18 protein-coding genes and 1 pseudogene are annotated in these 16,004 nt (G+C 38.4%); 4 read left to right on the top strand and 15 right to left on the bottom strand.

Features of this window, described 5'->3' with window-relative positions; genetic code table 11:
• Positions 1 to 71: 71 nt before the first annotated feature.
• Positions 72 to 545, bottom strand: a complete 474-nt coding sequence (locus HMPREF9096_RS08440; RefSeq protein ID WP_009499583.1) for a YqaA family protein — start codon at positions 543 to 545, stop codon at positions 72 to 74.
• Entirely contained in the window at positions 545 to 1,147 is a 603-nt protein-coding gene (locus HMPREF9096_RS08445) for a beta-phosphoglucomutase family hydrolase (RefSeq protein WP_009499582.1), read from the bottom strand. The genes HMPREF9096_RS08440 and HMPREF9096_RS08445 overlap by 1 nt, the downstream gene beginning before the upstream one ends.
• Before the next feature lie 114 nt (positions 1,148 to 1,261).
• On the opposite strand from HMPREF9096_RS08445, the gene HMPREF9096_RS08450 reads away from it, so the two are divergent.
• The gene (locus HMPREF9096_RS08450; protein WP_009499581.1) at positions 1,262 to 1,663 is read left to right on the top strand and encodes a PRD domain-containing protein; all 402 of its coding nucleotides are present in this window, start codon (positions 1,262 to 1,264) and stop codon (positions 1,661 to 1,663) included.
• Positions 1,664 to 1,694: 31 nt separating this feature from the next.
• Here the strand turns inward: HMPREF9096_RS08450 and HMPREF9096_RS08455 are convergent, their stop codons facing one another.
• Positions 1,695 to 2,990 (bottom strand): FAD-binding oxidoreductase, encoded by a 1,296-nt coding sequence (locus tag HMPREF9096_RS08455; RefSeq protein ID WP_009499580.1) that lies wholly within the window; start codon positions 2,988 to 2,990, stop codon positions 1,695 to 1,697.
• A gap of 141 nt (positions 2,991 to 3,131) precedes the next feature.
• On the opposite strand from HMPREF9096_RS08455, the gene HMPREF9096_RS08460 reads away from it, so the two are divergent.
• Positions 3,132 to 4,184 (top strand): extracellular solute-binding protein, encoded by a 1,053-nt coding sequence (locus HMPREF9096_RS08460; protein WP_009499579.1) that lies wholly within the window; start codon positions 3,132 to 3,134, stop codon positions 4,182 to 4,184.
• 70 nt (positions 4,185 to 4,254) lie between these two features.
• Here the strand turns inward: HMPREF9096_RS08460 and hslU are convergent, their stop codons facing one another.
• Together hslU and hslV are read right to left on the bottom strand one after the other, a co-directional pair.
• Positions 4,255 to 5,589 carry an HslU--HslV peptidase ATPase subunit gene (gene hslU / locus HMPREF9096_RS08465; protein WP_032803202.1) on the bottom strand — a complete coding sequence of 445 codons (1,335 nt, stop codon included), beginning with the start codon at positions 5,587 to 5,589 and terminating at the stop codon, positions 4,255 to 4,257.
• Between the two features lie 10 nt (positions 5,590 to 5,599).
• On the bottom strand, positions 5,600 to 6,127 hold the full coding sequence (gene hslV / locus HMPREF9096_RS08470; protein WP_005629407.1) for an ATP-dependent protease subunit HslV: 528 nt from the start codon (positions 6,125 to 6,127) through the stop codon (positions 5,600 to 5,602).
• 217 nt (positions 6,128 to 6,344) lie between these two features.
• Here hslV and aphA point away from each other — a divergent pair, with 217 nt between their 5' ends.
• Complete coding sequence (aphA, locus tag HMPREF9096_RS08475) at positions 6,345 to 7,052, top strand: acid phosphatase AphA (RefSeq protein ID WP_032803201.1); 708 nt, start codon at positions 6,345 to 6,347, stop codon at positions 7,050 to 7,052.
• A gap of 68 nt (positions 7,053 to 7,120) precedes the next feature.
• On the opposite strand, the gene secB is transcribed toward aphA, so the two are convergent.
• Both secB and HMPREF9096_RS08485 read right to left on the bottom strand, forming a co-directional pair.
• A complete protein-coding gene (gene secB / locus HMPREF9096_RS08480; RefSeq protein WP_005629412.1) occupies positions 7,121 to 7,630 on the bottom strand; it encodes a protein-export chaperone SecB in 510 nt (169 codons plus the stop codon).
• Positions 7,631 to 7,643: 13 nt separating this feature from the next.
• On the bottom strand, positions 7,644 to 8,090 hold the full coding sequence (locus HMPREF9096_RS08485) for a rhodanese-like domain-containing protein (protein ID WP_009499576.1): 447 nt from the start codon (positions 8,088 to 8,090) through the stop codon (positions 7,644 to 7,646).
• 248 nt (positions 8,091 to 8,338) lie between these two features.
• On the opposite strand from HMPREF9096_RS08485, the gene HMPREF9096_RS08490 reads away from it, so the two are divergent.
• Positions 8,339 to 9,661: an anaerobic C4-dicarboxylate transporter gene (locus tag HMPREF9096_RS08490; protein ID WP_009499575.1), complete on the top strand. Its 1,323-nt coding sequence runs from the start codon at positions 8,339 to 8,341 to the stop codon at positions 9,659 to 9,661.
• 133 nt (positions 9,662 to 9,794) lie between these two features.
• Here HMPREF9096_RS08490 and gnd read toward each other — a convergent pair whose 3' ends face one another.
• The 8 genes and pseudogenes from gnd to zwf form a co-directional block, all read right to left on the bottom strand.
• Positions 9,795 to 11,249 (bottom strand): decarboxylating NADP(+)-dependent phosphogluconate dehydrogenase, encoded by a 1,455-nt coding sequence (gene gnd / locus HMPREF9096_RS08495; RefSeq protein WP_009499574.1) that lies wholly within the window; start codon positions 11,247 to 11,249, stop codon positions 9,795 to 9,797.
• A gap of 241 nt (positions 11,250 to 11,490) precedes the next feature.
• The gene (locus tag HMPREF9096_RS08500; protein WP_009499573.1) at positions 11,491 to 12,111 is read right to left on the bottom strand and encodes a hypothetical protein; all 621 of its coding nucleotides are present in this window, start codon (positions 12,109 to 12,111) and stop codon (positions 11,491 to 11,493) included.
• Between the two features lie 103 nt (positions 12,112 to 12,214).
• Complete coding sequence (locus tag HMPREF9096_RS08505; protein ID WP_009499572.1) at positions 12,215 to 12,634, bottom strand: hypothetical protein; 420 nt, start codon at positions 12,632 to 12,634, stop codon at positions 12,215 to 12,217.
• 99 nt (positions 12,635 to 12,733) lie between these two features.
• Positions 12,734 to 12,893 (bottom strand): annotated as a pseudogene (locus HMPREF9096_RS09375) (GNAT family N-acetyltransferase); the annotation flags it as partial.
• Between the two features lie 16 nt (positions 12,894 to 12,909).
• Positions 12,910 to 13,242: a hypothetical protein gene (locus tag HMPREF9096_RS08510; RefSeq protein ID WP_009499570.1), complete on the bottom strand. Its 333-nt coding sequence runs from the start codon at positions 13,240 to 13,242 to the stop codon at positions 12,910 to 12,912.
• Between the two features lie 65 nt (positions 13,243 to 13,307).
• A complete protein-coding gene (locus tag HMPREF9096_RS08515; protein ID WP_009499569.1) occupies positions 13,308 to 13,700 on the bottom strand; it encodes a GNAT family N-acetyltransferase in 393 nt (130 codons plus the stop codon).
• Positions 13,701 to 13,726: 26 nt separating this feature from the next.
• Positions 13,727 to 14,425: a 6-phosphogluconolactonase gene (pgl, locus tag HMPREF9096_RS08520; protein WP_009499568.1), complete on the bottom strand. Its 699-nt coding sequence runs from the start codon at positions 14,423 to 14,425 to the stop codon at positions 13,727 to 13,729.
• 84 nt (positions 14,426 to 14,509) lie between these two features.
• Positions 14,510 to 15,994, bottom strand: a complete 1,485-nt coding sequence (gene zwf / locus HMPREF9096_RS08525; protein WP_009499567.1) for a glucose-6-phosphate dehydrogenase — start codon at positions 15,992 to 15,994, stop codon at positions 14,510 to 14,512.
• Positions 15,995 to 16,004: the final 10 nt, after the last annotated feature.

Raw genomic sequence — 16,004 nt, 5'->3', positions numbered from 1 at the left:
AGTTGTTTTAATAAAATTGGTTCCTTAGGTTATTTGCCCCGCATTCATTGTGGGGCTTTTTCTTGCGCATTTTATAATAAGAATGGTGCACTAAAAAACAATAACGCAACATAACGAACCAGTTTTCCAAGAAAGATAAAGATGCTACTTGCCACAAAATTTAATCTTAACCAACCAGCTATAGCACAAAATAAATCACCAACGACAGGTACCCAGCTTAAAAGTAAAGTAATCGCCCCATAACGCTTTATCTGATTTGTGACCCATAAAGTGCGGTGATTTTTTGGATCAAATTTTGGCATCCATCGCCCAATCCCGTAAGTAGTTAAACTCCCCAATCCATTGCCAAGTGTGGCGAAAAGAACGAGTGCCAATATATCTGTACTAAATAAAGATCCCAACACTAATTTAGGTACAGCAAGAGCAACAAACACCACTTCTGAATTACCTGGTAATACCGTTGCACTCAAGAATGCACTGACAAACATAAGGCATAACGCATGAGTTTGCCAAAAATCAGCGCTAAAAAATGAAAAAATATCCATTATCTTGGCGAGATAATTTCTCGTGTGCGAACATCAAACACGTCCATTCCCGCATTTAATCCCGCTTGCACACCTAAATCCGCATCTTCAAATACGATACAACGACTTGGATTTGCTTGAATTAATTCCGCACAACGTAAAAAAGTTTCTGGATGTGGTTTATGTTCTTTTACATCGTCTGCACTGACAATGGCATTAAAGTAAGGTGCAATAGCCAGTTTATCCATCAACATATCAATAATTTTACGGTGTGAGCCAGACCCCAGAGCAATCGGCTTTTTCTGATGAAAAGATTTAATAATTTCAAAGGTTGGCAATAACTTTGATTGAGTCGGAATAAGTTGATAAGACAACTCGCGTTTTGCAGCCAACACATCCTCAATTCGATCAAGTGGCATATTCGCCGCTTTCATCATTTCTCCCGCAATGGTTCGAACCGTCGCCCCGCCGAAGTTATACATAATTTGGCAATCAAATTCATAGCCAAATCGCTCTCCCACCATCCTCCAAGCCTGCGCATGCACGGGCATGGTATCGATTAAAGTGCCATCCATATCAAAAATCAATCCTTCATATGGATTGAACATCTCATAATCTAACATTTTTACACCCTTACAAATTTTTTACCATTTTGCTACAAAACTGTGATCTGTGCACTGTTTTATTTTGGTAAAGTGCGGTAAATTAGTGAACAAATTTTGAACTAATAAAAACAAATGCGGTTATTTAAGCAACTAGAACGTTGGAAAATTCGCAGGCAAATAAATCAATCTATTATTGATGTGGTATTTCGTTTACGAGATCAATTAGCTCATTACTGGCAAGCTGATGTGAATACGCCTCAAGTGGATTTTATGCTGCTACACATTGCTTGCAGCTTAGGTCGAATAGAACGAGGGGGTTGCGTTTCACCACTTTATCCAGAAATGCTCGAAGAAATTCAAAGTGCGGTCATTTTTCCACAAGTTTTAGCCATCCATCAAGATTTGCTCAAGTTGATGCCGTTTTCCATTCCTGAAGCAGAACAAACTTATTTTTTAGCAAACATTCATTCTTTGGTTATTGAACAGAAGCAATTAAAGCGTGTGGTGATAAATAAGCCCACTTATAAAAAATGACCTAGCTTTTAAACTAGGTCATTTTGATATCTTAACGATATTTATCTAGAAATTTGTAATACTGCACACCAATCTTTGTCGCAAGATCTTTGATAATTCTACCACCATAAACAGAAGGGACTTTCAGGCCTTCAAAAATAGATAAACGTTCATCGTCTCCCAAAATCGCCTCCGCTACAATTCGCCCCGCAAGACCCGTCAAAGCCACACCATGACCAGAATAACCATGAGCAAAATAAATGTGCGGAGAAATACGACCAAAATGTGGCGTTGAGTTTAAGGTCATATCAATCGGGCCAGCCCAGCCATAATCGATTTTTACATTTTCAAGTTGTGGGAATACGCGCAACATATTTTTCCGCATAATCGCGACCATATTTTTTTCTGAGCTAGAATCACTACCAAAGAGCAAGCGATTGTCAGCACTTAAACGATAATAGTCCAATAATAAGTTGTTATCACACACCGACATACCATTATTAATAACAGAATCAGCAACCGCTTGGCTTAACGGCTCTGTGGCAATAATAAAACTTTCCACAGGTAATATTTTACGATTAATTCCGTGATGAATAGATTTTGGGAGCGCATCAATATAAGCATTGGTGGCTAAAATAACGTCTAGAGAAATAACCGCACTTTTAGCTGTTTTAACCTCAATGCAACCATTTTTCTCAACCATATCCACTACGGGAGATTGTTCAAAAATCTGAACGCCAAGATCGACACAAGCTTTCGCTAAACCTAAGCAATAATTAAGTGGATGCAAATGCCCTGAATTACTATCAAATAAGCCGCCCACATAAATATCACTGCCTAAGTGCTGTTTTAATTTAGCCTTATCCCAAAGTTGCATATTCTGATAGCCAAAATTCTCATGACTTTCTTTTTCAATTTTAATTAAGTCATCCATTCGGCGTTCATTTAATGCCAATGTGGCATAGCCTTTTTTCCAATCACATTGAATGCCATATTTTTCAATACGCTCATCAATAATATCAATGGCTTCTAATGACATATTCCAAAGTTTATGCGCTTTATCTTCACCAACTTGTTTAACGTATTCATCAATGCCTTCTTCAAAGCCATTAATTGCCTGCCCACCACTACGACCAGAAGCGCCAAAGCCCACTCGAGCGCCCTCTAATACAATGACTTTTTTTCCTTTCTCCGCGAGTTCTAATGCCGCAGATAAACCAAAAAATCCAGCCCCGATCACACACACATCAGCATGTTCAATTTGAGTTAACGGCGGGAATTGAAAATCTTGGTTACGAGAGTCGAAATAATAAGAGCGAACGTGTTCTTGATAGGCAAAATTAAGCATAAAAAATCTCTTAGGAAAAAACTGGCAAAATCTTACCCCGAAAGGGAAATATGTCAAACCTTTTACAAAAAAAATGCTATACTGCGCGCGCGCAAAATTTGTGCGTTTTATAATGAACGATAACCCTCGGAGGTCAATAAATTGAAAAAATTCTTTGCTCACTCACTCAAAAATCTTTTCCTTTCCACCACCGCACTTTTCGCGGCTTCCGCTTTTGCCAATAACAAACTTTACGTCTATAACTGGACAGACTATGTACCTTCTGATTTAGTCGCGCAGTTCTCTAAAGAAACCGGCATCGAGGTGATTTATTCTACCTTTGAAAGCAACGAAGAAATGTACGCGAAACTCAAACTTACTCAGAATACTGGCTCTGGCTATGATTTGGTGTTTCCATCAAGTTACTACGTAAATAAGATGATTAAGGAAAAGATGCTTCAACCGATTGATCAAAGTAAATTGACCAATATTCATCAAATCCCTAAACATTTATTAAACAAAGAATTCGACCCCGAAAATAAATATTCATTACCTTACGTTTACGGACTTACTGGTATTGAAGTTAATGCGGATGAGATTGATCCTAAAACTATCACCAGCTGGGCAGATTTATGGAAACCTGAATTTAAAGGTAAAGTTCTTATGACCAGTGATGCGCGTGAAGTGTTCCACGTAGCATTATTACTTGATGGTAAATCTCCAAATACTACCAATGAAGAAGACATCAGAACAGCTTATGAGCGTTTAGAAAAACTTTTACCAAATGTGGCGACCTTTAACTCTGACTCGCCAGAAGTCCCTTACGTACAAGGTGAAGCTGCAATTGGTATGATTTGGAATGGTTCTGCTTATTTAGCACATAAAGAAAATCCATCTCTCCAATTTGTGTATCCAAAAGAAGGAGCAATTTTCTGGATGGATAACTATGCGATTCCAACTACAGCAAAAAATGTTGAAGGCGCACATAAGTTCATTGACTTCTTACTTCGTCCAGAAAATGCTAAAGTTGTAGTAGAACGCATGGGCTTTTCTATGCCAAATGAAGGCGTAAAAAACTTATTAAGTCCTGAGTTAGCCAACGATCCAAAATTATTCCCACCGGCTGAAGAAGTAGAAAAAGGGATTATGCAAGGTGATGTTGGTGAAGCTATCGATATTTATGAAAAATATTGGAGCAAATTAAAAACCAATTAATTTCTCAATTTAAAAAACAAAAAAGTGCGGTGAAAATTCACCGCACTTCTTGTATCAGAAAAGAAAATATTTAAAGAATAAAACGACTTAAATCTTCATTTTCGACCACTTCGCCAAGTGCATCCGCTACATAAGCTGCATCAATATCGACTGTTTGACCATTCATATCACTTGCGCTGAAAGAAATTTTATCCATTAAACGTTCCATTACCGTATGCAAACGACGTGCACCGATATTTTCCGTTTTTTCATTCACACGGAATGCAGCCTCAGCAATTTTCTTAACCGCATCGGTTGTAAATTCAATATTAACCCCTTCTGTTGCCATCAAAGCTTTGTATTGCTCGGTTAAAGAGGCATGAGGCTCCGTTAAAATACGCTCAAAATCAGCCGCACTTAATGCGGTTAGTTCAACACGAATCGGCAAACGACCCTGCAACTCTGGAATTAAATCTGAAGGACGAGCAACTTGGAATGCACCAGACGCAATAAATAAGATGTGATCGGTTTTAACCATTCCGTGTTTGGTGCTAACGGTCGAACCTTCCACTAACGGAAGTAAATCACGTTGCACGCCTTCACGCGATACATCTGCACCACTGTATTCACCTTTCTTACAAATTTTGTCGATTTCATCGATGAAAACAATACCATTTTGTTCTACCGCATCAATCGCTTTTTGTTTAAGTTCTTCAGGGTTAATTAATTTCGCTGCTTCATCATCAATCAACGCTTTCAACGCATCTTTAATTTTCATTTTGCGTTTTTTCGTTTTATCTGAACCTAAATTTTGGAACAATGATTGCAGTTGATTTGTCATTTCTTCCATGCCTGGAGGAGCCATAATTTCAACGCCCATAGACACGCCTGCAGACACATCAATTTCGATTTCTTTATCATCTAATTGACCTTCACGTAATTTTTTACGGAACGCTTGGCGAGTACTGCTGTGATTATCATGGCTTTCAACTTCGCCCCATTGATTTTTAGCTGGGGGAAGTAAAGCATCCAAGATACGCTCTTCAGCTGCATCTTCAGCTCTTGCTCTGTTCTTCGCAATTTCCTGCTGGCGAACAAGCTTCATCGCACTATCTGTTAAATCACGAATAATGGAATCCACCTCTTTCCCCACATAACCCACTTCGGTAAATTTCGTTGCTTCCACTTTGATAAATGGCGCGTTAGCTAATTTTGCTAAACGACGCGCAATTTCAGTTTTACCCACACCAGTTGGGCCAATCATTAAAATATTTTTTGGGGTCACTTCATGACGCAAGGGTTCTTGAAGCTGCATACGGCGCCAGCGATTACGCAGCGCAATCGCCACAGCACGTTTTGCATCGGCTTGACCAATAATATGCTGATCTAATTCAGAAACTATTTCGCGAGGAGTCATTTCAGACATAGCTTTTTCCTTAATTCGGTAATTCTTCAATAGTGAAATTGGTATTTGTGAACACGCAAATATCACCAGCAATTTTCAAAGATTTTTCAACAATTTCACGAGCAGAAAGTTCGGTATTTTCCACCAATGCACGTGCTGCAGACAACGCATAGTTACCACCCGATCCGATTGCTAAAATTTGATCTTCTTCTGGTTGAACCACGTCGCCAATACCCGTGATGATTAAACTTTCTTTTTCATCCGCTACAATTAACATCGCTTCTAACTTACGGAGTGCACGATCTGTACGCCAATCTTTTGCTAATTCCACCGCACTTTTTAGCAAGTGCCCTTGGTGCATTTCAAGTTTACGTTCAAATAATTCAAAAAGCGTAAATGCATCTGCAGTACCACCAGCAAAACCAGCAATCACTTTGCCATTATATAAACGGCGCACTTTTCGTGCATTGCCTTTCATGACGGTATTACCCAAAGAAACTTGTCCATCACCACCTACGACGACTTGCCCATTGCGACGTACGCTTACAATCGTTGTCATTATTCTGTCCTTTATAAAGTGAAAAGTTGTTCGTTATATGGCGGTAAATTAACAAAATTCAAGGGAAAATAGTCTTTTGACGATTTATTCGCCAAAAATAATCAAAAAATGTGAGCCTGATCATACTTCAAGATAGCAAACGTTTGCTTTAAATTGATATAAAACATAAAATGTGTATGATACATGGCATTCAATGACCATCCAACTAGGAGTTTTTATGAAAAATATGATTAAGCTATCTGTCGTAGCTTTATTAACCGCAGCAGCAATTCCAGCTATGGCAGGAAAAACTGAGCCTTATACCCAATCAGGTACAAATGCGCGTGAAATGTTGCAAGAGCAACCAATTCACTGGATTTCAGTAGATCAAATTAAAAAAGAATTAGAAGGTAAAGGCCCAATTAATGTCAGCTTTGATATTGATGATACCGTACTTTTCACCAGCTCTTGTTTCTATTATGGTCAACAAAAATATTCTCCAGGTAAACAAGACTATTTGAAAAACCAAGATTTCTGGAATGAAGTTAACGCAGGTTGTGATAAATATTCCATTCCAAAACAAATCGCTGCTGATTTGATCAAAATGCACCAAGAACGCGGAGACCAAATTTATTTTATTACAGGTCGTACTGCAGGGAACGTGGATGGCGTAACACCTGTATTACAAAAAGCGTTTGATATTAAAAATATGCACCCTGTTGAATTTATGGGAGGACGTGAACGCACAACTAAATACAACAAAACCCCAGGCATTATTGCGCACAAAGTTACCATTCACTATGGCGACAGCGATGATGATGTATTAGCGGCTAAAGAAGCGGGTATTCGTGGTATTCGTTTAATGCGTGCAGCAAACTCAACTTATCAACCAATGCCGACTTTAGGTGGCTACGGTGAAGAAGTGTTAATCAATTCAAGCTATTAATTGACCGCACTTTAACAACAAAAAAGGCAAGTTAGGATTCCTAGCTTGCCTTTTGTTTTACCACTTAATTAGTGTTTAGTTTGACCTTCTTCAGATTTTTCTTCTGCATTTTCTGCTTGTTGACGATTCATATATTCAACAAACAATGCATCAAAGTTTACTGGAGATAAATTCAATGCAGGGAACGTACCACGATTGACTAGGTTAGACACTAATTCACGCGCATAAGGGAAAAGCATATTCGGGCATTGAGAAGTTAAACAATGCGCCATTTGAACATCTTCTAAACCACTAATAGTGAACACACCAGCTTGTTTAACTTCGCAAATAAATGCGACATCGCCACTATCTTCAAGTGTAGTTTCAACAGAAATGTTTAATACTACTTCATATAAGTCATCACCGACTTGGGTTGTTTCGGTGCTTAAATCAAAACCAAGTTTTGGTTTCCATTCTTGTTGGAAAATATGTGGAAGATTTGGTGCTTCAAAAGACACGTCTTTCACATAAATACGTTGAATTTGAAGAACGGGTTGTTGTTCTTCTGTTGCTGCAACGTCTTGTTTTTGTTCTGACATTTTCTATTCCTTATTATTTATGTTTTTTAACTAAAGGTAAATTTGCCGCAGCCCATGCAGAAATGCCTTCTTTTAACACAAACACACGGTTAAAACCTTGTTTCGCTAAAAGCGTAGCTGAAGCTGGTGCGGAAACACCGTTAATATCTACCAACACAATGGCTTTTTCTTTGTGTTGTTCAATTTTACCGATGTTTTGATTTTTAATTTCGCTTGGAAGTAAATTAATGCTATCAATGATATGACCACGTTGAAATTCTTCAATACTACGTAAATCCACCACAATAGCTTCATCCGCATTTATTAAACGAATTACCTCATTGTGAGTGATCACTTTAAATTTACTCGTTGCACCTTTATAGAAGGTATAAATTACCATCACTAAAATCGCAAACCAAGAAACCGCTAAAAGAGTATGTTTTTGAGCAAACTCTGTTGCCATTGGGATAAATTCTTGCATTGTTTTCTCTACTGATTAAGTACGTCAAAATAGGGCTCAAGTATAACCGCACTTGGGTTATCTTTCAAAAAAATTCTTATGAACGTTAAATACCTTGAATTATACATCTATAACTAAACTAGAAATAACCGCACTTTTGACCACAATTTATTGATCCATGTTATGGAATCGATACCTATTTGTTGCTATATTAAGCGCTGTTTTAACAAATAAAACAAAGATGTTTTTTAATTAACTTAGGGGGCAGTATGTCTGCAATGTTCTTACTACAATTTGCCATCGTATTATTGTGTATCTTTGTGGGTGCACGTGTAGGTGGTATCGGGTTAGGTGTATTTGGTGGTTTAGGCCTTGCTATTCTTTCTTTTGGCTTTGGTCTAAAACCAGCAGGTTTACCTATTGATGTTATGTTTATGATTATGGCTGTAGTGGCAGCGGCGGCAGCAATGCAAGCAGCTGGCGGTTTAGACTACATGATCAAAATCGCAACCAAAATCTTACGTCGTAATCCTAAACACATTACGTTTATTGCTCCAGCAGTAACTTGGTTATTCACTTTCTTAGCGGGTACTGGCCATGTAGCATATTCTGTATTACCAGTTATCGCTGAAGTGAGCCGTCAAAACGGTATCCGTCCAGAACGTCCAATGTCAATGGCGGTAATCGCATCACAATTTGCTATCGTAGCAAGTCCTATTGCGGCAGCTGTTGTAGCGGTCGTAGCTTACCTTGAACCTCAAGGCATTCATCTTGGCGACGTATTAATGGTAACTATTCCTTCAACCATCTTAGGTATTTTTATTGCTTGTTTATTTGTAAACAAAATGGGTAAAGAATTAAAAGATGATCCGGAATATCAACGTCGTTTAAATGATCCTAAATATGCAGATACTTTTGCTTCTACCACTTCAGTCAAAGAAGTAGAAGTTAGCAAAACAGCTAAAATTTCTGTTTCTTTATTCTTATTTGGTTCATTACTTGTTGTAATCATGGGTGCGGTTCCATCTTTACGTCCAGTATTTGATGGTAAACCAATGGGGATGGCACACACTATCGAAATCATTATGTTAGCGATTGGTGCGTTAATTATCTTAACTTGTAAACCAGATGGCACTGAAATCACTAAAGGTTCTGTATTCCACGCAGGTATGCGTGCAGTAATCGCAATCTTCGGTATTGCATGGTTAGGCGACACATTGATGCAAGCGCACATGACTGAAGTAAAAGAAATGGTGAAAGGCTTAGTTGAAACTGCACCATGGGCATTTGCTTTCGCGCTATTTGTACTTTCAGTATTAGTAAACAGCCAAGGTGCAACAGTAGCAACATTATTCCCACTTGGTATCGCATTAGGTATCCCAGCACCAGTATTAATCGGTGTATTTGTTGCAGTAAATGGTTACTTCTTTATTCCTAATTACGGTCCAATCATTGCATCCATTGACTTTGATACTACGGGTACAACCAAAATTGGTAAATATATTTTAAACCATAGCTTTATGCTTCCGGGTTTATTGAGCATGCTTTTCTGCTTATTAATCGGTTTAGGTCTTTCTCAGGTTATTCTTTAATAATGTGATTCGAGAACAAAGAACGGTGCTGAAATAGCACCGTTTTTTATTTCCCAAATATAAACAGAAAAGAGATAAAAAAATACCGCACTTTAATATCTCAAAGTGCGGTAATTTTTATTGATATTTTTAACTACACATCATAGGTGGTAGAAGCGGTGTTCCCACCACGACCTGTCCAGTTAGTATGGAAAAACTCACCGCGTGGTTTATCTGTACGCTCGTAAGTGTGCGCACCGAAATAGTCACGTTGTGCTTGCAATAAGTTTGCAGGTAAACGTGCTGAAGTGTAACCATCTAAGAAGGTGATTGCAGACGCCATACAAGGCATTGGGATCCCCACTTCGATAGATTTTGCCACCACTTTACGCCAGTCGCTTAATGCATTTTCTAAAATGCCTTTGAAGTAACTATCTGACCCCAAAAAGATTAAATCTGGGTTCGCTTCGTACGCATCGCGGATATTACCTAAGAAACGGCTGCGAATGATACAACCTTCACGCCATAATAACGCCGTTGCACCATAGTTAATATCCCAACCAAATTGTTCAGAGGCTTCACGAATCAGCATAAAGCCTTGTGCGTAAGAAATGATTTTTGACGCCAATAATGCTTTACGTACTGCTTCAATCCAAACTTTTTTGTCACCTTCAACTGGAACAACAGTTTTATTGAATAATTGATTTGCTGCAACACGTTGATCTTTAAATGAAGATACGCAACGACCAAAGACGGATTCAGTGATTAAGGTTAGAGGAATACCGAAATCTAATGCGTTGATACCCGTCCATTTACCTGTCCCTTTTTGACCAGCAGTATCTAAGATTTTTTCAACTAACGGCTCACCATCAGCATCTTTATAACCAAGAATATCGGTGGTGATATCAATTAAATAGCTATCAAGTTCAGTTTTTTTCCATTCTGCGAAGATAGCTTGCATTTCGTCATAGCTCAAGCCTAAACCATCTTTTAAGAATTGGTAAGCTTCACAGATTAATTGCATATCACCGTATTCGATACCATTGTGAACCATTTTCACGAAGTGGCCAGCACCTTCACCGCCAACCCAGTCACAGCAAGGTTCACCTTGTTCGGTTTTAGCAGAGATTGCTTGGAAGATTGGTTTAACATATGGCCATGCTTCTGCATTACCGCCAGGCATAATGGAAGGCCCGTGACGTGCACCCTCTTCACCGCCTGACACGCCAGAACCGATAAAGCGAATACCTTTTTCAGCCAATGCTTTTACACGACGGTTAGTATCAGGATAGTTTGAGTTACCACCATCAATAATGATGTCACCTTCTTCTAAGTGCGGTAGTAATGCATCAATGAATTGATCCACCACATCACCCGCGCGCACCATTAACATCACTTTGCGCGGTTTTTCTAATTTAGATGCTAAATCTTCTAAAGAGTATGCACCGATAATATTGGTGCCTTTTGCCGCACCTTGTAAAAATTCATCCACCTTAGATGTAGTACGATTATACGCCACCACTTTAAAGCCATGATCGTTCATATTTAAAATGAGGTTTTGCCCCATTACGGCTAAGCCGATAACGCCGATGTCGCCTTTTACTGACATTGTTTTCTCCTGTTGGTAGGGTACAGGTTGTTGTACCGATTTGAATACTTTGGTGCAACAAGTTGCACCACATGACTACACGCAAAAAGTGCAGTCGTTTTTTCAATTATTTTTTATTTACGCTGGCGCGCGTCTCCCGACGCGAGCCTTACAAATTTAGTAAGTTATCAGCACGCGTCAGGAGACGCGCGCTATCAAAAACGTTGATGGTCGGATAAATCCAACCTTCTTATTAACGAAATTAGTAGGCCTCTAGTTTATCTATTTGCTCTCTATTATCGATACTTCTTAGTAAATAGTACTCAGGAATCCATACAAAAGGTAAAGACAATAAATGAAAAGTTATTATACTTTTAGATATAAGGTTTATCTCAATACTAATACAAAGTATGAAAAACAACCAAATAAGGAATAAAAGCCAAGAAAATATTTTATAAGAACTAGATTTTCTAAATAATAGGTAACTGAACTTATCTTTATACATGGGTTCTATTACTGTTGAGTTGTTTTTATATAATAACTTTATTAATTTTTCTTTTATTCCTCTAGTTATTATATTTAACTTAACCAAATCAGAATTCTTATCATTCTTTAATATGGTTATTAATAATATTATCTGTTTATCGTCTAATCCTTTAAAATAAGATATTGTTCTAAAAAATAATTGTCGTTTAATTCTCCTCCATTCTGAGATGGAGGCAAAATTTTCTATAGCATAACTTAAATACTCAAAATCTTGTTTTTTTTGAGAATAAGAAAAAGTCTTTTGAGAAATCCAAATAGCAATCCAACCAGTTATAATTGTTGCAACCAAGCTACTAAAACTGACTAAAATACCAATGGTGTTAGATTCTAAGTTCATAATCCTATTAAGCCATTAATTAATTGAACCCACGATGGCACACGTTTCGAAACGTGTGCCTTTGCCACAAACACACGCTATGAAGTGTGCACTATCAAACAGATTACTTTTGGTTAATGAAATAATGTAATTTAATATTTTTTCTGTTTGCTGGTTTTTCTAAATCGGCTTTATCGCTTTCACTGTCGCCCATCATATAGATACCAACATTTTTACCGACTTTCATCACGTGTTCTAATGCATAAAGTGCGGTGGCTTTATTCACTATTTGACTATCGCCTGCCACGCCGACATTAGCATTATCCATCGCCAAAATCTGCATTATATTTGAGGCCGACGGAGAGCCTGAAGTTTTGATCATTCCAACAATCATAGTATTGGAAACTGCATTGCTTGCTACCGGAATCTGAACCACAAAAGTGCGGTCATTTTTCGGCATTTTCATTATAAGCTCATCAACATTAATGCCGGAAGAACAAGCAACAAGCACGGCTGCTAAGGCAATTATTAAAAGTTTTTTCATCTTTTATCTCCATTTAAGTGGGACTTATCGCACGATGGCTCGCATCATCAGTAATCCATCTTCTTGCGGCAAAAGTGCGATTACTTTTCCAAGCGTTTTTTAACTCTTTGTCCATGCACTCATGTGCTGCGTAAACCCAATATGCGGATAATAATCCACCACTTGTGGAGCAGATAAAAGCACAATTTTGTGCTTGTGGGTGCAAGACTTGTTTAGTGTGTTCAATAAACTACAAGATAATACCTTGTTTCTGATATTCTATAGCAAAACTTCTTTTAAATTTCTCTAATTAAAGAGCTGCCTTGCTCTAACGTGTCTAGCCACTGCCATTTTTCATAGCCGATGAGTTTACTCTTTTCTAAAGAAAATGTGGTACAACAACGCCCCAAACGGTTTTCTAGAGATTGATTTAAATGTTGATACGTAAATTCAATTTGAATATCGTCAATCCATTTCCCAATTAAGAAGCCTTTTAAAATTTCACCGCCACCATATTCGGCCCAAATCATTTTACCTTGTTGATGGTAATGAAATTCGGTTTGGCTACTCACTTCACCATTTGCGGTGTTTTCAACAGCAACAAATTTTTTATTATCTAAATTCAACATTAAGTCACTCCGCATCTGATGTATCTATATTTTAATCTTACTTTAATCCATACAATGCTAATAAATTAACTCTTCGTCCATGCACTCATATGCTGCGTAAATCCAATATGCGGATAATAATCCACGGCTTGTGGCGCCGATAACAGCACGATTTTGGCTTGTGGATGTAAGGCTTGTTTAGTATGTTCAATTAACTGTAAACCAATACCTTGTTTTTGATATTGTTCATCAACTGCTAAATCAGATAAATAACAGCAGTAGGCAAAATCCGTCACGGAACGTGCTACACCCACTAATCGTTCACCATCCCAAGCGGTCACTAATAAATCCGCATGGTGCAACATTGCTGCGACGCGTTTTTCATCCTCTAACGGACGGCGTGCCCCGAGCGTTGTTTTATTTAGCAATTCAATAAATTGTTTAACTGCAATTGGTTCATTCACTTTGTAGTCTATCATTTTGCAAGCCTGCGATACTCAATTTGTTATAGCAATTTTTCCGCCGCTTTATCCAAATACCATTCCGTCACGCCATTTTTTGCTTTAATTTTGGCAGCAGGGTAAGGCAGATTTTCTGCAGGAGTCGTTTGGATTTCTTTTAAAATATCCGCTTTGCTTTCGCCTGTCACCAAATAGGTAATGCGTTTGGCTTGTTCGATGAGTTTGGCTGTTTTAGAAATGCGGATTTGACCGCTTTCAGGGTGTTTTGCAATGACAGCAAGGTTTTCATCATCAAAATTGGTTTGATGTGGGAAAAGAGACGCAGTATGACCGTCTGCCCCCATACCTAAAATAATCCAATCAAAAACACCGTTTGGAATGACCGCACTTAATTCTTCTTCGAAACGTTTTAGCTCAAAGTGCGGTTCATTTTCTCCACGAATTCGGTGAATATTTTCTGCTGGAATTTGAATATGATCGAATAAGAGTTTTTGCACTTCGCCATAATTGCTTTCTGAATCGGTTGGTGGAACCATACGATCATCACCCCACCAAAAATGTAGATTTTTCCAGTTAATTTGTTCTGCATAAGGTGCTTTGGCTAAGGTTTTAAATAACAACTTAGGTGTTGAACCGCCAGAAAGGGAAATATGTACAGGATGATTTAATTGGCTATAAATCACAAATTCTTGTGCAATTTTATCGACTGCGTGTTGAGCCGTTGGGAAGCTGATATAGTTCATTGATTTTCCGTTGGGCTTTAGCCCACGATTTATTATGTTAGATATTAAGAGCAGCGGGCTAAAGCCCGCCTTACATTAGATTAATTAAACTTTTTTCTTCATTAAACCTGTCGGTTTACGCCAAACTTTGCCTTGTTTTGCAATTAACTTATCTGCTGCCACAGGGCCCCAAGTGCCGGCTTCATATTCATGAATACGACCACCATTAGCTTTGTAATCTAAAATCGGTTGCACAAATTTCCATGCAGCATGCACAGCATCAGTACGAGCAAACAAGGTAGCGTCGCCTTTCATCGCATCTAACAATAAGCGTTCATAAGCGGTTAATACTTGTGCGCCTGCTAAATCTGCATAACGGAAATCCATTGATACTTCTTTTGCTTCAAAACCTGCACCTGGTTTTTTCAAACCAAAACGCATTGAAATCGCTTCATCAGGTTGAATACGAATAATCAATTTATTCTCTGGTGCATTTTGACTGAATACAGGATGTGGCGTAGTTTTAAAATGGATCACAATTTCAGTTACGCGAGCAGGTAAGCGTTTACCCGTACGGACATAGAACGGCACACCAGCCCAACGCCAATTTTCAATTTCACAACGCAATGCGATGTAGGTTTCAGTGCGAGAATCTGCCGGTACGCCTTTTTCTTCCAGATAGCCGTTTTCCATTTTGCCGTTAATTTCAGCCGCAGTGTATTGACCTAAAACGAGATTATGCTCCATATCTTCGGCAGTTAATGGACGCAAACTATGCATCACTTTTGCTACTTCATCACGCATGGAATTTGCATTAATAATCGCTGGCGGCTCCATTGCCACCATCGCCAATACTTGCAATAAATGGTTTTGGAACATATCGCGCATTGCACCAGAACCATCATAATAGCCACCACGCTCTTCCACGCCAATTGATTCTGCACCCGTAATTTCTACATAATCAATGAAATTACGGTTCCAAAGTGGTTCAAACCAACCATTTGAAAAACGTAATACAAGCAAGTTCTGAACGGTTTCTTTACCTAAATAATGGTCGATACGATAAATTTGATGTTCTTCAAAGAAACGGTGGATTTGTACGTCTAATGCTTGCGCTGTTTTTTCATCATAACCAAAAGGTTTTTCAACGATAATACGTTTCCAGCCATATTCTTCCGTATTTAAACCATGTGCAGCCAAACACTCAGGAATCACGCCATAAAGACTTGGCGGAGTGGACATATAGTAAAGGGTGTTACCACAAGTTTTATATTTATCATGAAGATTATCTAAGCGTGGAACAAGTTTGCCATAATCTTGAGCATCCGAAGTATTCACAGATTGGTAATAAAGATGAGAGCAGAAAGCATCTAAAGTGTCAGGTGTTGTTTCTTCATTATGGATTAACGCCTCACGCATTTTTTCGCGGAAAGTTTCATCGTTCAACTCAGAACGTGCAACACCTAGAACGGAAAAGTTTTCACTCAAACGTCCAATTTTGTAAAGATTATAAAGAGCTGGAATGAGTTTACGGTGAGTTAAGTCACCAGACGCGCCAAAAATGACGATACAGTTATTATCAGTTTGCATAATTATTCCT

The sequence above is a fragment of the Haemophilus sp. oral taxon 851 str. F0397 genome, from assembly GCF_000242295.1.
Taxonomy (GTDB): Bacteria; Pseudomonadota; Gammaproteobacteria; order Enterobacterales; family Pasteurellaceae; genus Haemophilus.
The sequence above is the reverse complement of the archived record's forward strand: the minus strand, read 5'-3'. Positions and strand labels throughout refer to the sequence as shown.

Excerpts from the sequence above, each read along its gene's own strand:
- secB (WP_005629412.1), bottom strand. The coding sequence starts at position 7,630 with ATGTCAGAACAAAAACAAGACGTTGCAGCAACAGAAGAACAACAACCC.
- HMPREF9096_RS08445 (WP_009499582.1), bottom strand. The coding sequence starts at position 1,147 with ATGTTAGATTATGAGATGTTCAATCCATATGAAGGATTGATTTTTGAT.
- HMPREF9096_RS08485 (WP_009499576.1), bottom strand. The coding sequence starts at position 8,090 with ATGCAAGAATTTATCCCAATGGCAACAGAGTTTGCTCAAAAACATACT.
- HMPREF9096_RS08490 (WP_009499575.1), top strand. The coding sequence starts at position 8,339 with ATGTCTGCAATGTTCTTACTACAATTTGCCATCGTATTATTGTGTATC.
- HMPREF9096_RS08505 (WP_009499572.1), bottom strand. The coding sequence starts at position 12,634 with ATGAAAAAACTTTTAATAATTGCCTTAGCAGCCGTGCTTGTTGCTTGT.
- pgl (WP_009499568.1), bottom strand. The coding sequence starts at position 14,425 with ATGAACTATATCAGCTTCCCAACGGCTCAACACGCAGTCGATAAAATT.
- HMPREF9096_RS08510 (WP_009499570.1), bottom strand. The coding sequence starts at position 13,242 with ATGTTGAATTTAGATAATAAAAAATTTGTTGCTGTTGAAAACACCGCA.
- HMPREF9096_RS08515 (WP_009499569.1), bottom strand. The coding sequence starts at position 13,700 with ATGATAGACTACAAAGTGAATGAACCAATTGCAGTTAAACAATTTATT.
- hslU (WP_032803202.1), bottom strand. The coding sequence starts at position 5,589 with ATGTCTGAAATGACTCCTCGCGAAATAGTTTCTGAATTAGATCAGCAT.
- gnd (WP_009499574.1), bottom strand. The coding sequence starts at position 11,249 with ATGTCAGTAAAAGGCGACATCGGCGTTATCGGCTTAGCCGTAATGGGG.
- zwf (WP_009499567.1), bottom strand. The coding sequence starts at position 15,994 with ATGCAAACTGATAATAACTGTATCGTCATTTTTGGCGCGTCTGGTGAC.
- HMPREF9096_RS08500 (WP_009499573.1), bottom strand. The coding sequence starts at position 12,111 with ATGAACTTAGAATCTAACACCATTGGTATTTTAGTCAGTTTTAGTAGC.
- HMPREF9096_RS08455 (WP_009499580.1), bottom strand. The coding sequence starts at position 2,990 with ATGCTTAATTTTGCCTATCAAGAACACGTTCGCTCTTATTATTTCGAC.
- aphA (WP_032803201.1), top strand. The coding sequence starts at position 6,345 with ATGAAAAATATGATTAAGCTATCTGTCGTAGCTTTATTAACCGCAGCA.
- hslV (WP_005629407.1), bottom strand. The coding sequence starts at position 6,127 with ATGACAACGATTGTAAGCGTACGTCGCAATGGGCAAGTCGTCGTAGGT.
- HMPREF9096_RS08450 (WP_009499581.1), top strand. The coding sequence starts at position 1,262 with ATGCGGTTATTTAAGCAACTAGAACGTTGGAAAATTCGCAGGCAAATA.
- HMPREF9096_RS08440 (WP_009499583.1), bottom strand. The coding sequence starts at position 545 with ATGGATATTTTTTCATTTTTTAGCGCTGATTTTTGGCAAACTCATGCG.